The sequence below is a fragment of the Streptomyces sp. NPDC048441 genome (assembly GCF_043200235.1).
In the GTDB taxonomy this organism is placed as follows: Bacteria; Actinomycetota; Actinomycetes; order Streptomycetales; family Streptomycetaceae; genus Streptomyces.
The window spans coordinates 228,455-246,649 of record NZ_JBICXM010000004.1; the positions used below are offsets into that span (position 1 = coordinate 228,455).

The 18,195-nt window shown below is 68.6% G+C and carries 13 protein-coding genes; 5 read left to right on the plus strand and 8 right to left on the minus strand.

The window, feature by feature from the left end:
- Positions 1–346: 346 nt before the first annotated feature.
- Positions 347–1,405 carry an S-methyl-5-thioribose-1-phosphate isomerase gene (gene mtnA / locus ACGFSB_RS12175; protein ID WP_393397522.1) on the plus strand — a complete coding sequence of 353 codons (1,059 nt, stop codon included), beginning with the start codon at positions 347–349 and terminating at the stop codon, positions 1,403–1,405.
- A gap of 64 nt (positions 1,406–1,469) precedes the next feature.
- Here the strand turns inward: mtnA and mtnB are convergent, their stop codons facing one another.
- The 8 genes from mtnB to ACGFSB_RS12215 form a co-directional block, all read right to left on the minus strand.
- Positions 1,470–2,075: a methylthioribulose 1-phosphate dehydratase gene (gene mtnB / locus ACGFSB_RS12180; RefSeq protein WP_393397524.1), complete on the minus strand. Its 606-nt coding sequence runs from the start codon at positions 2,073–2,075 to the stop codon at positions 1,470–1,472.
- Entirely contained in the window at positions 2,072–2,809 is a 738-nt protein-coding gene (gene mtnC, locus ACGFSB_RS12185) for an acireductone synthase (RefSeq protein WP_393397526.1), read from the minus strand. The genes mtnB and mtnC overlap by 4 nt, the downstream gene beginning before the upstream one ends.
- On the minus strand, positions 2,806–3,399 hold the full coding sequence (locus tag ACGFSB_RS12190) for an acireductone dioxygenase (RefSeq protein ID WP_393397528.1): 594 nt from the start codon (positions 3,397–3,399) through the stop codon (positions 2,806–2,808). Before ACGFSB_RS12190 ends, mtnC begins: the two co-directional genes overlap by 4 nt.
- 72 nt (positions 3,400–3,471) lie before the next feature.
- Positions 3,472–4,536 (minus strand): LLM class flavin-dependent oxidoreductase, encoded by a 1,065-nt coding sequence (locus ACGFSB_RS12195; RefSeq protein ID WP_393397530.1) that lies wholly within the window; start codon positions 4,534–4,536, stop codon positions 3,472–3,474.
- Between the two features lie 149 nt (positions 4,537–4,685).
- Positions 4,686–6,308 carry an FAD-dependent oxidoreductase gene (locus ACGFSB_RS12200; protein ID WP_393397532.1) on the minus strand — a complete coding sequence of 541 codons (1,623 nt, stop codon included), beginning with the start codon at positions 6,306–6,308 and terminating at the stop codon, positions 4,686–4,688.
- A gap of 5 nt (positions 6,309–6,313) precedes the next feature.
- A complete protein-coding gene (gene glpK / locus ACGFSB_RS12205) occupies positions 6,314–7,861 on the minus strand; it encodes a glycerol kinase GlpK (RefSeq protein WP_393397534.1) in 1,548 nt (515 codons plus the stop codon).
- A 61-nt stretch (positions 7,862–7,922) separates the two neighbouring features.
- A complete protein-coding gene (locus tag ACGFSB_RS12210) occupies positions 7,923–8,714 on the minus strand; it encodes an MIP/aquaporin family protein (protein ID WP_393397536.1) in 792 nt (263 codons plus the stop codon).
- A gap of 387 nt (positions 8,715–9,101) precedes the next feature.
- Entirely contained in the window at positions 9,102–9,872 is a 771-nt protein-coding gene (locus ACGFSB_RS12215; protein WP_393397538.1) for an IclR family transcriptional regulator, read from the minus strand.
- A 277-nt stretch (positions 9,873–10,149) separates the two neighbouring features.
- Between ACGFSB_RS12215 and metH the strand changes: the two genes are divergently transcribed.
- The 4 genes from metH (at position 10,150) to ACGFSB_RS12235 (ending at position 18,054) form a co-directional block, all read left to right on the plus strand.
- Positions 10,150–13,668: a methionine synthase gene (gene metH, locus ACGFSB_RS12220; RefSeq protein ID WP_393397540.1), complete on the plus strand. Its 3,519-nt coding sequence runs from the start codon at positions 10,150–10,152 to the stop codon at positions 13,666–13,668.
- 98 nt (positions 13,669–13,766) lie between these two features.
- Positions 13,767–14,468: an HAD family hydrolase gene (locus tag ACGFSB_RS12225; RefSeq protein WP_393397542.1), complete on the plus strand. Its 702-nt coding sequence runs from the start codon at positions 13,767–13,769 to the stop codon at positions 14,466–14,468.
- A gap of 322 nt (positions 14,469–14,790) precedes the next feature.
- Entirely contained in the window at positions 14,791–16,398 is a 1,608-nt protein-coding gene (locus ACGFSB_RS12230) for an ABC transporter substrate-binding protein (protein ID WP_393397544.1), read from the plus strand.
- A gap of 69 nt (positions 16,399–16,467) precedes the next feature.
- Complete coding sequence (locus ACGFSB_RS12235) at positions 16,468–18,054, plus strand: ABC transporter substrate-binding protein (protein WP_393397546.1); 1,587 nt, start codon at positions 16,468–16,470, stop codon at positions 18,052–18,054.
- The last annotated feature ends 141 nt before the right edge of the window (positions 18,055–18,195 follow it).

Below are 18,195 nucleotides of genomic sequence, written 5' to 3' on the forward strand. Positions count from 1 at the left end.
AGCGCCTTCTCGAAGGTGCCTGGCAGCCCAGGCGGTGACAGGGAGGTCGGGCGGGATGTGTGGTGCGGCGGTCGCTCAGCGACAACAGCGGCGGCGACAGCGGCACATTCGGCGGCCGTCGGACACGGCGGGGCAGTGCAGGGAAGCGGCGGTGGTCCGCTGGCCTTTCATGACTGTCCTCCTCGCACCGTGAGTCGCTCCGTCCTGGGTGGCGGTGAGGGTAACACCGGATTTCGGACAGCTGCACGAACGTCTCGAAATATGGTTCGAGCACGTCAGGTACGGTGACGGCACCCCTCCCCACATGGCCACAAACGCCCCTGTTCTCCCGGAGTTGAGCAAGCACATGAGCAGCCAGGACCTGCGCGCTGTCACATGGACGGCAGCCGCGGAGGGCGGCGCACCGTCCCTCTCCCTCATCGACCAGACCGTGCTCCCGCACGCCCTGAACCGCCTCGACGTCACCACGGTCGACCAACTGGTCGACGCCATCGTGCGGCTCGTCGTCCGTGGTGCCCCCGCGATCGGTGCGGCAGGAGGATACGGAGTCGCACTCGCCATGGCGCAGGGCGAGCGAGAGGGCTGGGACCGCGCACGCCTGGACGCGGAGGTCGCGCGAGTACGGGCGGCGCGGCCCACCGCCGTGAACCTGATGGTGTGCGTGGACCGGGTGGCGGCTCGTATCGACGAGGGTGCCGTCGCTGTCCTCGCCGAGGCGGACGCGATCGTGCGGGAGGACTTGGCGGCCAACCACGCGATGGGCGCGTTCGGAGCCGACTGGCTCCTGAAGCGGGTCCCCCCGGGGGCGGACCGGCCGCTGCGGATCCTCACCCACTGCAACACGGGCGCGCTCGCCACGGCGGGCTGGGGCACGGCGCTCGGCGTCATACGCGAACTGCACGGGCGTGGGCGCCTCGAGACGGTCTACGCCGACGAGACCCGCCCCCTGCTCCAGGGCGCGAGGCTCACCGCGTGGGAGCTGGCGCAGGAGGGGATACCGCACTTCGTCCAGGCGGACGGGGCGGCCGCGGGCACGATTCTGCGGGGCGAGGTGGACGCGGCGATCGTCGGGGCGGACCGCATCGCGGCCAACGGCGACACGGCCAACAAGGTCGGCACGGTGGGGATCGCGCTGGCGTGCGCGTATGCGGGAATCCCGTTCGTGGTGGCTGCGCCCACGACGACGGTGGATCTTGCCACTGCGACGGGCTCTGACATTCACATTGAACTGCGGGGTGAGGGGGAGGTGCTGGAGTGGGCAGGCATACGGACCGCTCCGGCGGGGTCGCGGGGCCACAACCCTGCTTTTGACGTGACGCCGGGTTCGCTGGTGACGGCGCTGGTGACGGAGCGGGGCGTGCTGGAGGTCGGGGCGGGGGAGTTGCCGGGGGTCGGGCTGAGCTAGGAGCGTTTTCAAACTCCCCCTGCTTTTCAAGAGCTTGGGGGAGTTTGAGGACATCTCTGCAGGGTCAGCCCCGCGTCAGCTCCAGCTCCAGCAACCACTCCACCACCTCAGTGCGGTGCCGCGCCTCGCGAGGATCCGCCCCCCACACATACAGCCCGTGCCCGGCAACAACCACCGCCGGCATCCCGGGCGAAAGCGCCGCCTCAAGACGATCCCCCAGAACACCCATGTCCTGGCTGTTCTCAATGACCGGCAGCGTCACGGCAACCTCATGCGTCCCGTGCCCGAGCCCCTTCAGCATCTCCAGATCCCGGAACGCCACACCCCCCGGCTTCCGATGCCCCATGGCCACCGAAGCCACGGTATGGACATGCACCACAGCCCCGGCCCCGGTAAGCGCGGCGACCCGCGCATGGAGCGCCGCCTCGGCCGAGGGCCGCCCAGGGCCCAACGCCGAACCCGACGCGTCCGTCAACACCACGTCCACAGACGTGAGTTCACCCTTGTCGCGACCGCTCGCCGTCACCGCCAGCTGTAGCGGCGTACGCGAGAGGACCACGGACAGGTTCCCGGACGTACCCCGCATCCATCCGAACGAGGCGAATCGGGCCGCCTCGGTGGCCAGGACGGCGCCCGCCTCCTCGAGGTCCAGCGCAATGGTCCCGCTCATGCCGTGCTCCTCGGAACTGAAACAGTGATCGCGTCGAAGGCGGACGCCTCCGGATGCCCGCCGACCCCGGCGGCGAAATAGGGCTCCCCGGCCCGCCGGACGCCGACGACTCGCCACCCCGCGTCCCGCGCCGCGTCCAGCTCCCCGAGCCGGTCGGAGAGGAAGAGCGTTCGATCGGCGGCAGCATCAGCACCCACCGCGGCGGAAATCGCCCGGTAGGACGCCGGGTCCTGCTTCGGTCCCGCGTTCTCCGTGTCGTAGAAACCGCTGACGAGGTCCATGAGGGACCCCTCGGGGGAGTACGTGAACCAGGCCCGCTGCGCCGCCACGGACCCGGACGAGTACACGTAGAGCCGCACCCCGTCCGCGTGCCAGCGGCGCAGCCGCGGAATGACGTCCGGGTAGAAGTGCGAGACGAGCTCGCCCCGCGCGAAGCCCTCCGCCCAGAGGATGCCCTGAAGGGTCTTCAGGGGCGTCGCCTTGCGGTCGGCGTCGACCCATTCACCCAGGATCTTCTCCACCCGCCCGGCATCCGCGTCCGGCTCACCGGCCAGCTCCCGCACCTGTGCGACCGCCCGCGCCACCTCCGGCTCCCCGCCCCGCGAGGCGAGCAGCGCACCGAAGCGTTCGCGCGCGTACGGGTACAGCACATCCACCACGAACCCCGTGGCGCTCGTGGTGCCCTCGATATCGAGCACCACGGCATCCACGTCGAATCCCGAACTCGAACTCACGCCACGTTCCCCGTATGTCCCGCATGGATCGCGTCGAAGTCCGGGAAGCGGTCCGCGATCGGGCTGCCCGTGAACGTGCCGATCCAGCCGTCCTCCTCGTGGAAGAAGCGGATCGCGGTGAACGCGGGGGACGTGCCCATGTCGAACCAGTGCGTCGTGCCGCGTGGCACCCCGAGCAGATCGCCCTTCTCGCAGTAGACGGCGTGCACTTCACCGCCCACGTGCAGATAGAAGATCCCCGAGCCCGCGACGAAGAACCGCACCTCGTCATCGTCTTCGTGCGTGTGCTCGGCGAGGAACTTCTGCCGGGCCGCCTTCGCCTTCTCTGGCCACCCGGGATCGTCGCTGGGGTGCAGCGCGACCACGTCGACCGTCTGGAAGCCCTCCTCGGCGTTCAGCAGGTCGATCTCCGCGCGGTACGCGGCGAAGACGGTGGCGCTGTCCGCGTCGGCGGGCACGTCGTCGCGCACCGGCCACTGCTCGTAGCGCACGCCGACGGGGGCGAGTGCCGCGGCGATCTCGACCGGGTCCGCGGTGCGGCGTATGACGGTCTCGGGGCCGGACTCCGGCCAGGTCGTCAGGAGAGTCATGGCTCGCTCCAGCAAGGGGACAAGGTGGGTAGGAGGGATCGTAACGCGCAGGTCAGCCGACGTCAGCCGCCGTCACGCGCCGTCCCACAGCGTGGACGGGGCGGCCCTGCGGACCACCGGTGCGATCTCCTCCGCGAACCTCTGCAACGTCTCGATCTGCTCGCCGCGCTCCAGGCCGAAGCCGTCCACGGTGATGGACTGGAGGTCGTGCCCGTACACCTCGTGGTAGCCGAGGATCTTGTCGATGATCTGCTGCGGGGAGCCGATGAGCTGCGGCCCGTCCGCGATCGCGTCCTCGATCGTGCGGAAGGGGGTGTTGTAGCCCGCCTTGCCCTCCAGATGCGGCTTGAAGGTCTGGCGCACCTTCGCCTCGTACAGCTCGCCGTAGCGCGACACCGCCTGTTGTGCGGAGTCCGCGATGAGGAGCCCGCCCGAGCCCGCCGCCACATGGGCCCGCGCCGGATCATGGCCGTACGCCTCGAACCGCTCGCGGTAGTGCGCGATCAGCTTCGCGTACGCGGCGCGCGGTTGGATGGCGTTGGCGGTGAAGAGCGGATCCCCGTGCTTGGCCGCGAGATCGGGGGAATTGAGGGACGTCGCCGAGCCGTGCCAGATGCGCGGCACGCCCGCGTAGGGGCGCGGCACTGTCGTCACATCCTTCAGCGCGGGCCTGAACTCGCCCTCCCAGTCGACGTTCTCCTCGCTCCACAGGCGGCGAAGCAGCTCGTACTTCTCCTTCTGCAGATCCCACTGCCGCTTTTCGTCGAGCCCGAAGAGGTCGAAATGACCGGCCTCCGCGCCCTTGCCGATCACCAACTCGATGCGTCCGCGCGAGATCTGATCGAGCGTCGCGTAGTCCTCGGCGACTCGCACCGGGTCGAGGATCGCCACGACGGTGACGCCGGTGAGCAGTTTGATGCGCGTGGTGCGCGCGGCGAGCGCGCCGAGCACGACCGTCGGGCTCGACGACAGGAAGGCTCCCGCGTGCCGCTCGCCCACGGCGTACGCGTCGTAGCCGAGCTCTTCCGCAGCCGCGCCGATCTCGATCACATCCGCCAATCGGTCGGCTGATGCGGGGAGTTGGCCGGTCAGCGGATGCGGGGCGTGGCCGATGATCGACAGGACCTGAAACTTCATGGTGTCCCTTCCGTGGTGCGGCCTCCCCACTCTTCCTGTGCCGTATTGCACGCGTATGTACGCGGTATGGCGACCTGGCCGGGTACGCCGAAGGGGCGGCCCCCAAACGGGAGCCGCCCCTTCGACAAGCCAGTGCTTACTTGCCGTGCTTACTTACCGTCGAGCACGTCCTGGACCTTGCCGCGGATCTCGTCTGTGGCGAGGCCGCGGATCGTCAGCGTCGTACGGCGACGGAGGACGTCGTCCGCCGTCTCGGCCCACTCGTGGTCACGGGCGTAGACGACCTGTGCCCAGATCTCGGGGGCGTCCGGCGAGACGCGCTCGGCGAGCTCCGGGTTCTCGTTCGCCAGGCGGGCGATGTCGAAGGAGAGCGAGCCGTAGTGCGTCGCCAGGTGCTTGGCGGTGTCGGCGCCCATGCGCGGGCCGGGCGCCGGGCCGTCGACGAGCAGGCGGTGTGCGACCGCGCGCGGGTTGGCGATGCCGGGCAGCGGCAGACGCTTCTGGAGCTGCGAGATCGGCTCGTAGTCATCGCCGAGCGGGTGGCCCGGCAGCGACTCCAGCTTCTTCATCACCGTACGGCCGATGTGGCGGAAGGTCGTCCACTTGCCGCCCGCGACCGACAGCATCCCGGCCGCGCCCTCGGTGACGACGGTCTCGCGCTTGGCCTTGGAGGTGTCGCCGGGGCCGCCGGGCAGGACGCGCAGACCCGCGAAGGAGTACGTGATCAGATCACGGGACAGCTGCTGGTCGCGGATGGAGAACGCGGCCTCGTCCAGTATCTGCGCGGTGTCGGCCTCGGTGACCTTGACGTCGGCCGGGTCGCCCTCGAACTCCTCGTCCGTGGTGCCGAGAAGGAGCATGTCCTCCCACGGCAGGGCGAACGTGATGCGGTACTTGTCGATCGGCGTGGCGAGCGCGGCCTTCCAGGGGGCGGTGCGCTTGAGGACCAGGTGCGCGCCCTTGGAGAGGCGGATGGAGGGGGCCGCGGCGGGGTTCTCCATCTTGCGCAGGTGGTCGACCCACGGGCCGGTCGCGTTGAGCACGAGCCGCGCGTCGACGCCGAACTCGTCGCCGCTCATGCGGTCCTTGAGCTCCGCGCCCGTGACCCGGCCCTTGGTGAAGCGCAGGCCCGTGACCTCGGCGTGGTTGAGGACCACGGCACCGGCCTCGACGGCCGCGCGGACCGTCATCAGGGCCATGCGGGAGTCGTTCATCTGGTCGTCGCCGTACACGGCGACGGCCTTCAGGTTGTCCGTGCGCAGCTCCGGCACGTCCTGCGCGGCCTTCGAAGGGCTGAGCAGGTGGCCGACGCCGTCGCCGAAGGCGGAGAGCGCCGAGTAGGCGAAGACGCCCGCGCCCAGCTTGGCGGCGCCGTGCGGGCCGCCCTTGTACACGGGCAGGTAGAACGTGAGCGGGTTCGCCAGGTGGGGGGCCACCTGACGGGACACCGCTCGACGCTCGAAGTGGTTCTCCGCGACCAGCTTCACCGCGCCGGTCTGCAGGTAGCGCAGACCGCCGTGGAGGAGCTTGGAGGAGGCGGAGGAGGTGGCGCCGGCGAAGTCACCGGCGTCCACCAGGGCCACCCGCAGTCCGGACTGCGCGGCATGCCAGGCGGTGGAGATGCCCAGGATTCCGCCACCGATCACCAGGAGGTCGTACGTCGCCTTGGAAAGCTGCTCCCGGGTCTCGGCGCGGCTCGCCACTCCAATAGAAGTACGTGAGCCGGCGGCCGGATGCGTCCCGAGGGCAGGGACGCTCTGCAGGGTGGTCATGTTGGTTACTCCTCGCCACTTTCGTCGAGCCAGCCCATGGAGCGTTCGACGGCCTTGAGCCAGCTCTTGTACTCACGGGCACGGGTGTCCGCGTCCATGTGGGGGGTCCACTCCGCCGCCCGGCGCCAGTTGGCGCGCAGCTCGTCGGTGCCGGACCAGAAGCCGACGGCGAGACCGGCGGCGTAGGCGGCGCCGAGGCAGGTCGTCTCGGCCACCATCGGGCGCACCACCGGTGCGTCGAGGAAGTTCGAGAGGGTCTGCATCAGCAGGTTGTTGGAGGTCATGCCGCCGTCGACCTTGAGGGCCGTGAGCTCGACGCCGGAGTCCTTCGTCATGGCGTCGGTGATCTCACGGGTCTGCCAGGCCGTGGCCTCCAGGACGGCGCGCGCGATGTGCGCCTTGGTGACGTACCGGGTCAGACCGGCGATCACACCGCGGGCGTCGGAACGCCAGTACGGGGCGAAGAGGCCGGAGAAGGCCGGTACGAAGTAGGCGCCTCCGTTGTCCTCGACCGACGACGCGAGCGTCTCGATTTCGGCGGCGGAGTTGATGAGGCCCATCTGGTCCCGCATCCACTGCACGAGCGAACCGGTGACGGCGATGGAACCCTCGAGCGCGTAGACCGGCTTCTGGTCGCCGATCTGGTAGCCGACGGTGGTCAGCAGGCCCGAGTAGGAGTTGATGGCGGTCTCACCGGTGTTCATCAGCATGAAGGTGCCGGTGCCGTACGTGGACTTGGCCTCGCCCTCGGCGAAACAGGTCTGCCCGAAGAGGGCCGCCTGCTGGTCGCCGAGCGCGGAGGCGACGGGGATGCCGCCGAGGACGTCGCCGAGCTTGCCGCCGGTGACCTCGCCGTAGACCTCGGCGGACGAGCGGATCTCGGGGAGCATGTTCATCGGGACGCCGATGGACTCCGCGATCTTCTCGTCCCACTTCATGGTGTGCAGGTTCATCAGCATCGTGCGGGATGCGTTGGTGACGTCGGTGACGTGATGGCCGCCGTTGACACCACCCGTCAGGTTCCAGATGACCCAGGAGTCCATGGTGCCGAAGAGGATGTCGCCCGCCTCGGCGCGCTCGCGCAGACCCTCGACGTTGTCGAGCAGCCAGCGGGCCTTCGGACCGGCGAAGTAGCTGGCCAGCGGCAGGCCCGTCTCACGGCGGAAGCGGTCCTGGCCGACGTTGCGGCCGAGCTCCTTGCACAGGGCGTCCGTACGGGTGTCCTGCCAGACGATGGCGTTGTGCACCGGCTCGCCGGTGTTCTTGTCCCAGAGCAGCGTGGTCTCACGCTGATTGGTGATGCCGATCGCCTTGATGTCCTCGTGGGTGATACCCGCCTTGGAGATGGCGCTCGCGACGACTTCCTGGACGTTCGTCCAGATCTCGGTCGCGTCGTGCTCGACCCAGCCCGGCTTCGGGAAGATCTGCTCGTGCTCCTTCTGGTCGACCGAGACGATCCGGCCGTCCTTGTCGAAGACGATGCAGCGGCTCGAGGTCGTGCCCTGGTCGATGGCCGCGATAAAGGGGCCAGCGGTGTGTGCGTCGGTGGTCACGGTGTGCTCCTGATTTCTTGCTCGGCTCTGTCTCAGGCGGTCATCGGTAGCTGTCGCGTTCCTACTTGAACGCGATGTTGTAGAGACCGCCCGCGATGGCGCCGCCGATCAGCGGGCCGACGATCGGCACCCATGCGTACGTCCAGTCCGAGCCGCCCTTGTTGGGCAGCGGGAGCAGGGAGTGCACGATGCGCGGACCCAGGTCACGGACCGGGTTGATCGCGTAGCCCGTGGGGCCACCGAGCGAGAGGCCGATGCCGACCACGACGAGGGCGGTGATCAGGGCGCCGAGAACACCGATGCCGTTGCCGCCGTCGTTCAGGCCCTGGGTGAGGATCGCGAGGACCAGCACGGTGGTCGCGATGACCTCGGTCAGCACGTTCTGCGCGTAGTTCCGGATCTCGGGGCCGGTCGAGAAGATGCCGAGCACCGGGCCGGCCTTGGGGGCGGTCTTCAGGTCGACCATGCCCTCGTCCGAAGGCTTCGCGGCGAGGATCTCCGGGTCCGTGAGGTGCGCCTTGAACTGGCCCAGGTACGTGAGCCAGACGAGGATCGCGCCGATGATCGCGCCGAGCAGCTCCGAGCCGAGGTAGAGCGGAACATCGCTCCACTTGGTGCCGCCCTCGATCGCGAGGCCGATGGTGACCGCCGGGTTGAGGTGAGCGCCTGACACGCCACCTGCCAGATAGGCGCCGGTCAGCACCGCGAAGCCCCACCCGAAGGTGATCGCGAGCCAGCCTGCGTCCTTGGCCTTGGAGGCCTTGAGTGTGACGGCGGCGCAGACGCCACCGCCGAGCAAAACGAGAATGGCGGTACCGATGGTCTCGCCGATGAAGATGTCGGAGCTGGACACCCGCGACTCCTTTGTCCTTCGTCCAGGGGAAGGCGAACCCCGGGTTCCTCCGGAGGTCCGCGACCTCAGGTGAGGTCTTGCCGGCCCTTGGCCTTGTCACACTCTAGCGCGTAATGCCGGTAGGTGTTCGACAATGCCGACCGATGGACGCGAGTCTCACCCCGGGGTTACTTGCCCGTCAAGAGCTCTGTTATTGAAAACACGATCGTTATTGATCGTTTCGGGTTATCGGTTGGGGCGGGGGTCGCCACGGGGCGAAACGTCGTCCAACGATGATCGCGCGGAAGCATGTGCCTTGCATCTTGAGCGCCCGCAGGGGCGCGGGGCTGTGGCATGTGCGGCTCCGCCGCGCGGGCGCGACCGGCCACAGCCGACCCGCGGAGTCCCTCAGAACCGCCCGGCGCCCAAGTCCCGTGAAACGGCCCGCGCACAGTCCCGTACAGCCGCGATCAGATCGGGCCGCAGCTCCCCGTCCTTCTGGACCCGCTCCACCGCGCCGGTGATACCGACCGCGCCGACCGGCATGCGGCGCCGGTCGTGAATGGGGGCGGCCACGGAGGCGACGCCCTCCCAGGTCTCCTCGACATCGGCGGCGTACCCGCGCGCGCGGGTCAGGTCGAGGACGCCCTCGAAGCCTTCGTGATCGACGACGGTGCGCGAGGTGAAGGTCTGCCAGTCGGCCTCGCCCTCGGCCGCCTCGCTGTGCGCCACCGGGTCGTACGCGGCGAGCACCTTCCCGAGGGCCGTGGAGTGCAGCGGATGCATGGCACCCACCTCGAGGACCTGACGGCTGTCGTCGGGGCGGAAGACGTGGTGCACGATCAGGACGCCCTGCTGGTGCAGGACTCCCAGGTAGACGCTCTCGCCGCTGGAGCGGGCCAGGTCGTCGGTCCACACCAGGGCGCGGGCCCGCAGCTCGTGCACGTCCAGGTAGCTGTTGCCGAGCCGCAGGAGCTCGGCGCCGAGCTGATAGCGGCCCGACGCGGAGTCCTGCTCGACGAAGCCCTCCGCCTGCAAGGTGCGCAGAATGCCGTGCGCCGTGCCCTTGGCGAGGCCAAGGGCGGATGCGATCTCCGAGAGGCCGAGCCGTCGCTCCCCGCCCGCGAGAAGCCGCAGCATCGCGGCGGCCCGCTCGAGCGACTGGATGTTCCGTGCCATCGCAGCCCCTTCCTCCGTCCCCTCTGACTACAACGTTCGACAATGCTGAACACTATCGGTCGTTGTCGACCTCCCGCGACAGAGCGGCACGCCGTGTTTCTCGCAGGTTCCGGCCGTTTTCCGCCCAGGATCGCCCCGCGCCCCCGGAAACGAGCGGTCCCGGGCGTCCGCCCTCTGAACACTCCAGCGCTGTGGACCTTCGTCCCGCTACCCTGGTCGGGTGCGCCTTCCACCGAAGCGCAAAGCCGACAGCCGTCGCACCTCAGGGAGCTCTTTCATGGCCTCGTTGCCAAACCCCTCGTCCGGTTCCTCGAACGGAACCCGAGCCGACGCCCTCCGCGAAGCCCTCGCCACCCGAGTCGTGGTGGCCGACGGCGCGATGGGCACGATGCTCCAGGCACAGGACCCGACCCTCGAGGACTTCCAGCAGCTCGAAGGCTGCAACGAGATCCTGAACGTGACACGGCCGGACATCGTCCGCTCGGTCCACGAGGAGTACTTCGCGGTCGGTGTCGACTGCGTCGAGACGAACACGTTCGGCACGAACTTCGCCGCCTTGAGCGAGTACGACATCCCCGAGCGGAACTTCGAGCTCTCCGAGGCAGGCGCCCGCATCGCCCGCGAGGTCGCCGACGAGTTCACCGCGTCGACCGGGCAGCAGCGCTGGGTCCTCGGCTCGATGGGCCCCGGCACCAAGCTGCCGACCCTGGGCCACGCCCCGTACCCCGTCCTTCGCGACGCCTACCAGATCAACGCCGAAGGCATGATCGCGGGTGGCGCCGACGCCCTCCTGGTGGAGACCACCCAGGACCTCCTGCAGACCAAGTCCGCGATCCTCGGCGCCCGCCGCGCCCTGGAAGCCACCGGCACGAACCTCCCGCTGATCTGCTCGGTCACCGTCGAGACCACCGGCACGATGCTCCTCGGCTCGGAGATCGGCGCCGCGCTGACGGCGCTCGAGCCGCTCGGCATCGACATGATCGGCCTGAACTGCGCCACAGGTCCGGCCGAGATGAGCGAGCACCTGCGCTACCTCGCCCGCCACTCGCGCGTCCCGATCTCCTGTATGCCCAACGCGGGACTGCCGGTCCTCGGCAAGAACGGCGCGCACTACCCGCTGACCGAGGCCGAGCTGGCCGACGCTCAGGAGACCTTCGTACGCGAATACGGCCTCTCCCTGGTCGGCGGCTGCTGCGGTACGACCCCCGAGCACCTGCGCCAGGTCGTCGAGCGCGTCCGCGGCGTGCAGACCACCCGCCGCGAGCCGCACCCCGAGCCCGGAGCGGCCTCGCTCTACCAGACCGTGCCCTTCCGCCAGGACACGGCGTACATGGCGATCGGCGAGCGGACGAACGCCAACGGCTCGAAGAAGTTCCGCGAAGCCATGCTGGAGGCCCGCTGGGACGACTGTGTGGAGATGGCTCGCGACCAGATCCGCGAGGGCGCCCACATGCTCGACCTCTGTGTCGACTACGTGGGCCGCGACGGTGTGCAGGACATGGCGGAACTCGCCGGCCGCTTCGCCACCGCCTCCACGCTCCCCATCGTCCTGGACTCCACCGAACTGCCCGTCCTCCAGGCCGGGTTGGAGAAGCTCGGCGGCAGGGCCGTCCTCAACTCCGTCAACTACGAGGACGGCGACGGCCCCGAGTCGCGCTTCGCGAAGGTCACCGCGCTCGCCAAGGAGCACGGCGCCGCGCTGATCGCGCTGACCATCGACGAGGAGGGCCAGGCCCGCACCGTCGAGCACAAGGTCGCCATCGCCGAGCGCCTCATCGACGACCTGACAGGCAACTGGGGGGTCCACGAGTCGGACATCCTCATCGACACCCTGACCTTCACCATCTGCACAGGTCAGGAGGAGTCCCGGGGGGACGGCATCGCCACCATCGGGGCGATCCGCGAGCTCAAGCGCCGCCACCCGGACGTGCAGACCACCCTGGGTCTCTCGAACATCTCCTTCGGCCTCAACCCGGCCGCACGTGTCGTCCTGAACTCCGTCTTCCTGGACGAGTGCGTCAAGGCGGGCCTGGACTCGGCGATCGTGCACGCCTCCAAGATCCTGCCCATCGCGCGCCTCGACGAGGAGCAGGTCAAGGCGGCCCACGACCTGATCTACGACCGGCGCGCCGAAGGCTACGACCCCCTCCAGAAGCTCATGGAGCTCTTCGAGGGCGTCAACATGAAGTCGATGAAGGAGGGCAAGGCCGAGGAACTCCTCGCCCTCCCGCTGGACGAGCGCCTCCAGCGCCGCATCATCGACGGCGAGAAGAAGGGCCTGGAGACCGACCTCGACGAGGCCCTGCAGACCCGCCCGGCGCTCGACATCGTCAACGACACCCTCCTGGAGGGCATGAAGGTCGTCGGTGAGCTCTTCGGCTCCGGCCAGATGCAGCTGCCCTTCGTGCTGCAGTCCGCCGAGGTCATGAAGACCGCGGTCGCCCACCTCGAACCGCACATGGAGAAGTCGGACTCCGAGGGCAAGGGCACCATCGTCCTGGCCACCGTCCGCGGCGACGTCCACGACATCGGCAAGAACCTCGTCGACATCATCCTGTCCAACAACGGCTACAACGTGGTCAACCTGGGCATCAAGCAGCCCGTCGCCGCGATCCTGGACGCCGCGGCCGAGCACCGCGCCGATGTGATCGGCATGTCGGGTCTCCTGGTGAAGTCGACCGTGATCATGAAGGAGAACCTGGAGGAGCTCAACCAGCGCAAGATGGCCGCGGACTTCCCGGTGATCCTCGGCGGTGCCGCGCTGACCCGTGCGTACGTCGAGCAGGACCTGCACGAGATCTACGAGGGCGAGGTCCGCTACGCCCGCGACGCCTTCGAGGGCCTGCGCCTGATGGACGCCCTCATCGCGGTCAAGCGCGGCGTCCCCGGCGCCACGCTGCCCGAGCTGAAGCAGCGCCGCGTGGCCAAGAAGGACACCCCCGTCCTGGAGGTCAACGAGGACGAGGGCCCCGCCCGCTCGGACACCTCCACTGACAACCCCGTCCCCACCCCGCCGTTCTGGGGCACCCGCGTCGTCAAGGGCATCCAGCTCAAGGAGTACGCGTCCTGGCTGGACGAGGGCGCCCTGTTCAAGGGGCAGTGGGGCCTCAAGCAGGCCCGCAAGGGTGATGGGCCCACCTACGAGGAGCTCGTCGAGACCGAGGGACGGCCCCACCTGCGCGGCTGGCTGGACGAGCTGCACACCAAGAACATGCTCGAGGCGGCCGTCGTCTACGGCTACTTCCCCTGCGTCTCCAAGGGCGACGACCTGATCATCCTGGACGACGAGGGCAACGAACGCACCCGCTTCTCCTTCCCGCGCCAGCGCCGCGGCCGGCGCCTGTGCCTCGCGGACTTCTTCCGCCCGGAGGAGTCCGGCGAGACCGACGTCGTCGGCCTCCAGGTGGTCACCGTCGGCTCGAAGATCGGCGAGGCCACCGCCAAGCTCTTCGCCGCCGACTCCTACCGCGACTACCTCGAACTGCACGGCCTGTCCGTGCAGTTGGCCGAGGCGATGGCCGAGTACTGGCACGCGCGCGTGCGCGCCGAGCTCGGCTTCGGCGGCGAGGACCCCTCCGCGGTCGAGGACATGTTCGACCTGAAGTACCGCGGCGCCCGCTTCTCCCTCGGCTACGGCGCCTGCCCCGACCTGGAGGACCGCGCGAAGATCGCCGAGCTCCTCGAGCCCGAGCGGATCGGCGTCCAGCTCTCGGAGGAGTTCCAGCTCCACCCGGAGCAGTCCACGGACGCGATCGTCATCCACCATCCCGAGGCGAAATACTTCAACGCGCGCTAAGCGGTCAAGTCGTACACTTGTCGGTCCAGCGCAGGCCGGTTGCCCACCCGTCAAAAGGGGGCAGCCGGCCTTCTCGTCCCTCATGGAGGTGTGCCCGGATGACCAGTACGGTTCCCGCGCTCGATACCCGAACGGCCGAAGGCTCCGCCTTGCAGGCGGTGCTCCTCGACATGGACGGAACACTCGTGGACACCGAGGGGTTCTGGTGGGACGCCGAGGTCGAGGTCTTCGCCGCACTCGGACACACGCTCGACGAGGCCTGGCGTGATGTGGTCGTCGGCGGCCCCATGACACGCAGCGCCGGATTCCTCATCGCGTCCACCGGCGCCGACATCACGATCCCCGAGCTCACCGTGCTGCTCAACGACGGCTTCGAGAACCGCATCGGCCGCGCCCTGCCGCTGATGCCGGGCGCCGCCAGACTCCTCGCCGAACTCGCCGCGCACGAGGTGCCGATGGCTCTGGTCTCCGCCTCGCACCGCCGCATCATCGACCGCGTCCTCGACTCGATCGGATCCCACCACTTCACGCTCACCGTCGCGGGCGACGAGGTGACCCGGACCAAGCCGCACCCCGATCCCTATCTCCTCGCGGCAGCGGGGGTTGGGGCGGAACCGGCCAGATGTGCCGTCATCGAGGACACCGCGACCGGCGTCGCAGCCGCCGAGGCCGCGGGCTGCCGCGTGGTGGCAGTACCGTCCGTGGCACCCATCGCACCGGCGTACGGCAGGACCGTCGTCCCCTCCCTCGAACATGTCGATCTGCCTTTCCTGCAAGGCTTGATGGCCGGAAAGCGCTGAACAGTTGAAGGTGTGACCTTTCCCACTCCTACGGGGGTCGACAGTCCGTCACGGCTGTGCCGGACCTCCGAAATGGGCGAGTTGCGGCGTGGCGTTGTGTCCTGATTGAGGGGAACCTGCCGAAACCTTCCCGTGTCGGGTTATCGGTGCGTCCGCGCCCGGTTTCGCTGCGTGATTGAGGGTCAACTCCGGTCTCTTCCGGCCCTCCTGGTGGTGCGGACTAATGTCGTCGCGAGAACATCGCCTAACCCCCACGGACCGACTGACCCCACCCCTCGTTGCCGGTCCGCAGCGGGAACAACAGCTCTGGAGAACGTCGAGCATGAACCGTAAGACTTTGGTGCTGCCGGCCGTCGTAGGTCTGCTCGCTCCCGCGCTCGCGGCGTGCGGCGGGGCGGGCGACGGTGGGGGAGACGACGCGATCGCTGTCGGCACCACGGACCGGTTCGCCACCTCATCCGAGGTCCCGGCCCCCTTCGACCCGGCGTACGCCTATGACGCGGGCTCCTGGAACATCCTGCGCCAGACCGTCCAGACGCTGATGGCCATGCCTCGCGGTGACGGAGAGCCGGAGCCGGAGGCCGCCGAGAAGTGCGGATTCACCGACACCGGCAACGAGCGCTACGAGTGCACGCTGCGCAAGGGCCTGAAGTTCGCCGACGGCAAGCCGCTGACCGCCACCGATGTGAAGTTCTCCATCGAGCGGGTGCGGGACATGAAGGTCAAGGACTCCAGCGGCGTCGACGGCCTGGTGGCCAACATCGACGCGATCGAGACCCAGGGCGACCGGGGCGTCGTCTTCCACCTCAAGAGCTCCGACGCGACGTTCCCGTACAAGCTGGCCACACCCGCCGCCGGCATCATCAGCTCGGAGCACTACGAGAAGAACAAGCTGCGCGACGGCTTCGACGTCGACGGCTCGGGCCCCTACACCGCCAAGCAAGAGGTCAAGGGCAACCAGCTCGTCAAGACGGTGTTCTCCAAGAACCCCAACTACAAGGGCGCGTTGAAGCCCAAGAGCGACAAGATCGAGCTGCGCGACTACGACTCGACCGAGGCCATGGGCAAGGCCCTCAAGAGCGGCGACATCGACATGATGACGCGCACCATGTCGCCCGAGCAGATCAAGCAGCTCGACGAGGACCCGGGCAAGAACATCGAGCTGATCGAGACGCCCGGCCTCGAGATCCGCTACCTCGGCTTCAACACGGACGCCACCACCGTCAAGTCCAAGGCGGTCCGCCAGGCCATGGCGCAGCTCGTCGACCGGGGCGCCCTCGCGACCGGTGTGTACGGCGACGCGGCCGAGCCGCTCTACTCGCTGGTGCCGACCACGGTCACGGGCCACACCAACTCGTTCTTCAACAGGTACGGCGACCCGAGCCGGGTCAAGGCGCGCAACCTGCTCCAGAAGGCCGACATCAGCACCCCGGTGAAGCTCACCCTGCACTACACGACGGACCACTACGGTCCTGGCACCAAGAAGGAGTTCCAGCTCCTTCAGAAGCAGCTCAACGGCAGCGGCCTGTTCAACGTGTCGATCAAGGGCGGGCCCTGGAGCACCTTCCGCTCCGCCGAGCAGAAGGGCGCGTACGACGTCTACGGCATGGGCTGGTTCCCCGACTTCCCCGACGCCGACAACTTCCTCGCGCCGTTCCTGGACAAGGACAACTTCCTCGGCTCGCCGTACGTGAACAGCACGATCAACGACGAGCTGATTCCGCACTCGCGCCGCGAGGCGGACCGGCTCACCGCCTCCAAGAGCATCCAGAAGATCCAGGACATCGTCGCCGAAGACGTGCCGGTGCTTCCCCTGTGGCAGGGCAAGCAGTACATCGCCGCCCGTGACGACATCACGGGCGTCGAGTGGGCACTCAACTCCTCGTCGAACCTGCAGCTGTGGGAGCTCGGCCGCGGTGTGAGCGGCTGACCTCCGCCCGCACCGGCAGTCACCGCCGGGCTTCGCTCCACCGACGGATATCAACGACAAGGCACGTACGTGAAATTGCGTAACCAGTGGCTGGCCCTTCCCCTCACGGGAGGTCTCGCCGCCGCCCTGCTGACCGGCTGCGGCACGGAATCGGGCGGAGCGGGGGAGGATGGCGAATCGGTGGTGATGGGGATGTCCGACGACGTCCTGGCCACCGACCCGGCAGCCGGCTACGACCCGGGCTCATGGCTCCTGTTCAACAACGTCTTCCAGTCCCTGATGAGCTTTCCGAACGGGGCCACGGAGCCGGAGCCCGAAGCGGCCAAGGAGTGCGGCTTCACCGACACGAAGACCAAGGTCTTCCGCTGCACGCTGCGCGACGGCCTGAAGTTCAGCAACGGCAACGCGCTGACCTCGAAGGACGTCAAGTACTCCTTCGACCGCATGATGAAGATCAACGACGCGGCCGGTCCGGCGATCATGTTCCCGATGCTCGACAGCGTCGAGACGCCTGACGCCGAGACGGTCGTCTTCAAGCTCAAGTACGCCGACGCCACCTTCCCCAGCAAGATCGCTTCCGGCGCCGGATCCATCGTCGACCACGCGTCGTACGACATGAACGGGCTCCGCAAGGACGGCGAGGCCACGGGCTCGGGACCGTACAAGCTCGACTCCTTCGACAAGGAGAAGGCGGTGTTCTCGGTCAACCCCGACTACAAGGGCACCGCCAAGGTGAAGAACAAGGGCGTCACCCTCAAGTTCTTCCACGACGACCAGAAGGGCCTCAAGAAGGCACTCCTGGACGACAAGGTCGACATCGCCTACCGAGGCCTCGCCGCGTCCGACATCGCGGACATCGAGCAGGACACCTCGGACGCGAGCCAGAACATCGACGTCGTCGAGGGGACCAGCGCCGAGGTGCAGCACCTGGTCTTCAACACGAAGGACCCGGTCGCGGGCAAGCTGGGCGTCCGCAAGGCCATGGCCTACCTCCTGGACCGTGACGCCCTGGTCAGGGACGTCTACCAGGACACCGCGACGCCGCTGTACTCGATCGTCCCGGCGGGGATCGGCGGTCACAACACCGCCTTCTTCGACACCTACGGCGCCCGCCCGCAGCCCTCCAAGGCCGCGGCAGCCCTGCGCGCCGAGGGCCTGAGCGGCAAGGTCAAGCTCACGCTCTGGTCCACGCCCTCGCGCTATGGCCCCTCGACCGACCAGGAGCTGACGGCGATCGCCAAGCAGCTCAACGCGAGCGGCCTCTTCGACGCCGACGTGAAGTCGATCGAATTCAGCCAGTACGAGCGGGACATCAAGGCCGGCAAGTACGGCGTCTACGTCAAGGGCTGGGTGCCGGACTACCCGGACCCGGACAACTTCACGCAGCCGTTCTTCGGCAAGGGCAACGTCCTCAGCAACGGCTACCGGAACAGCGATATCACCGGGAAGATCATCCCCGGCACCGCCGCCGAGAGCGACCGCACCAGGACCGACGAGGACTACGCCGAGCTCCAGGGCATAGTCGCCGACGAGCTGCCGATCCTGCCCGTCTGGCAGGCCAAGCAGTACGCGGTCATCCGCGACGACGTGTACGGCGTGGAATCGTGCCTCGACGCGTCGACGGTGTTCCGCTTCTGGGAGCTCAGCAAGGGCTGACCGCCGCATGGACACAGGAAAGTGGGGGCCCCCCCGGGGGGGGGGGGGGGTGGCCCGGGGGGGGGGGGGCGCGGCGGGGGGGGGGGGGGGGCGGGCCCCCCCGCCCGACGCGCAACAGCGGCGCGAGCCCCCGCGCGGCCG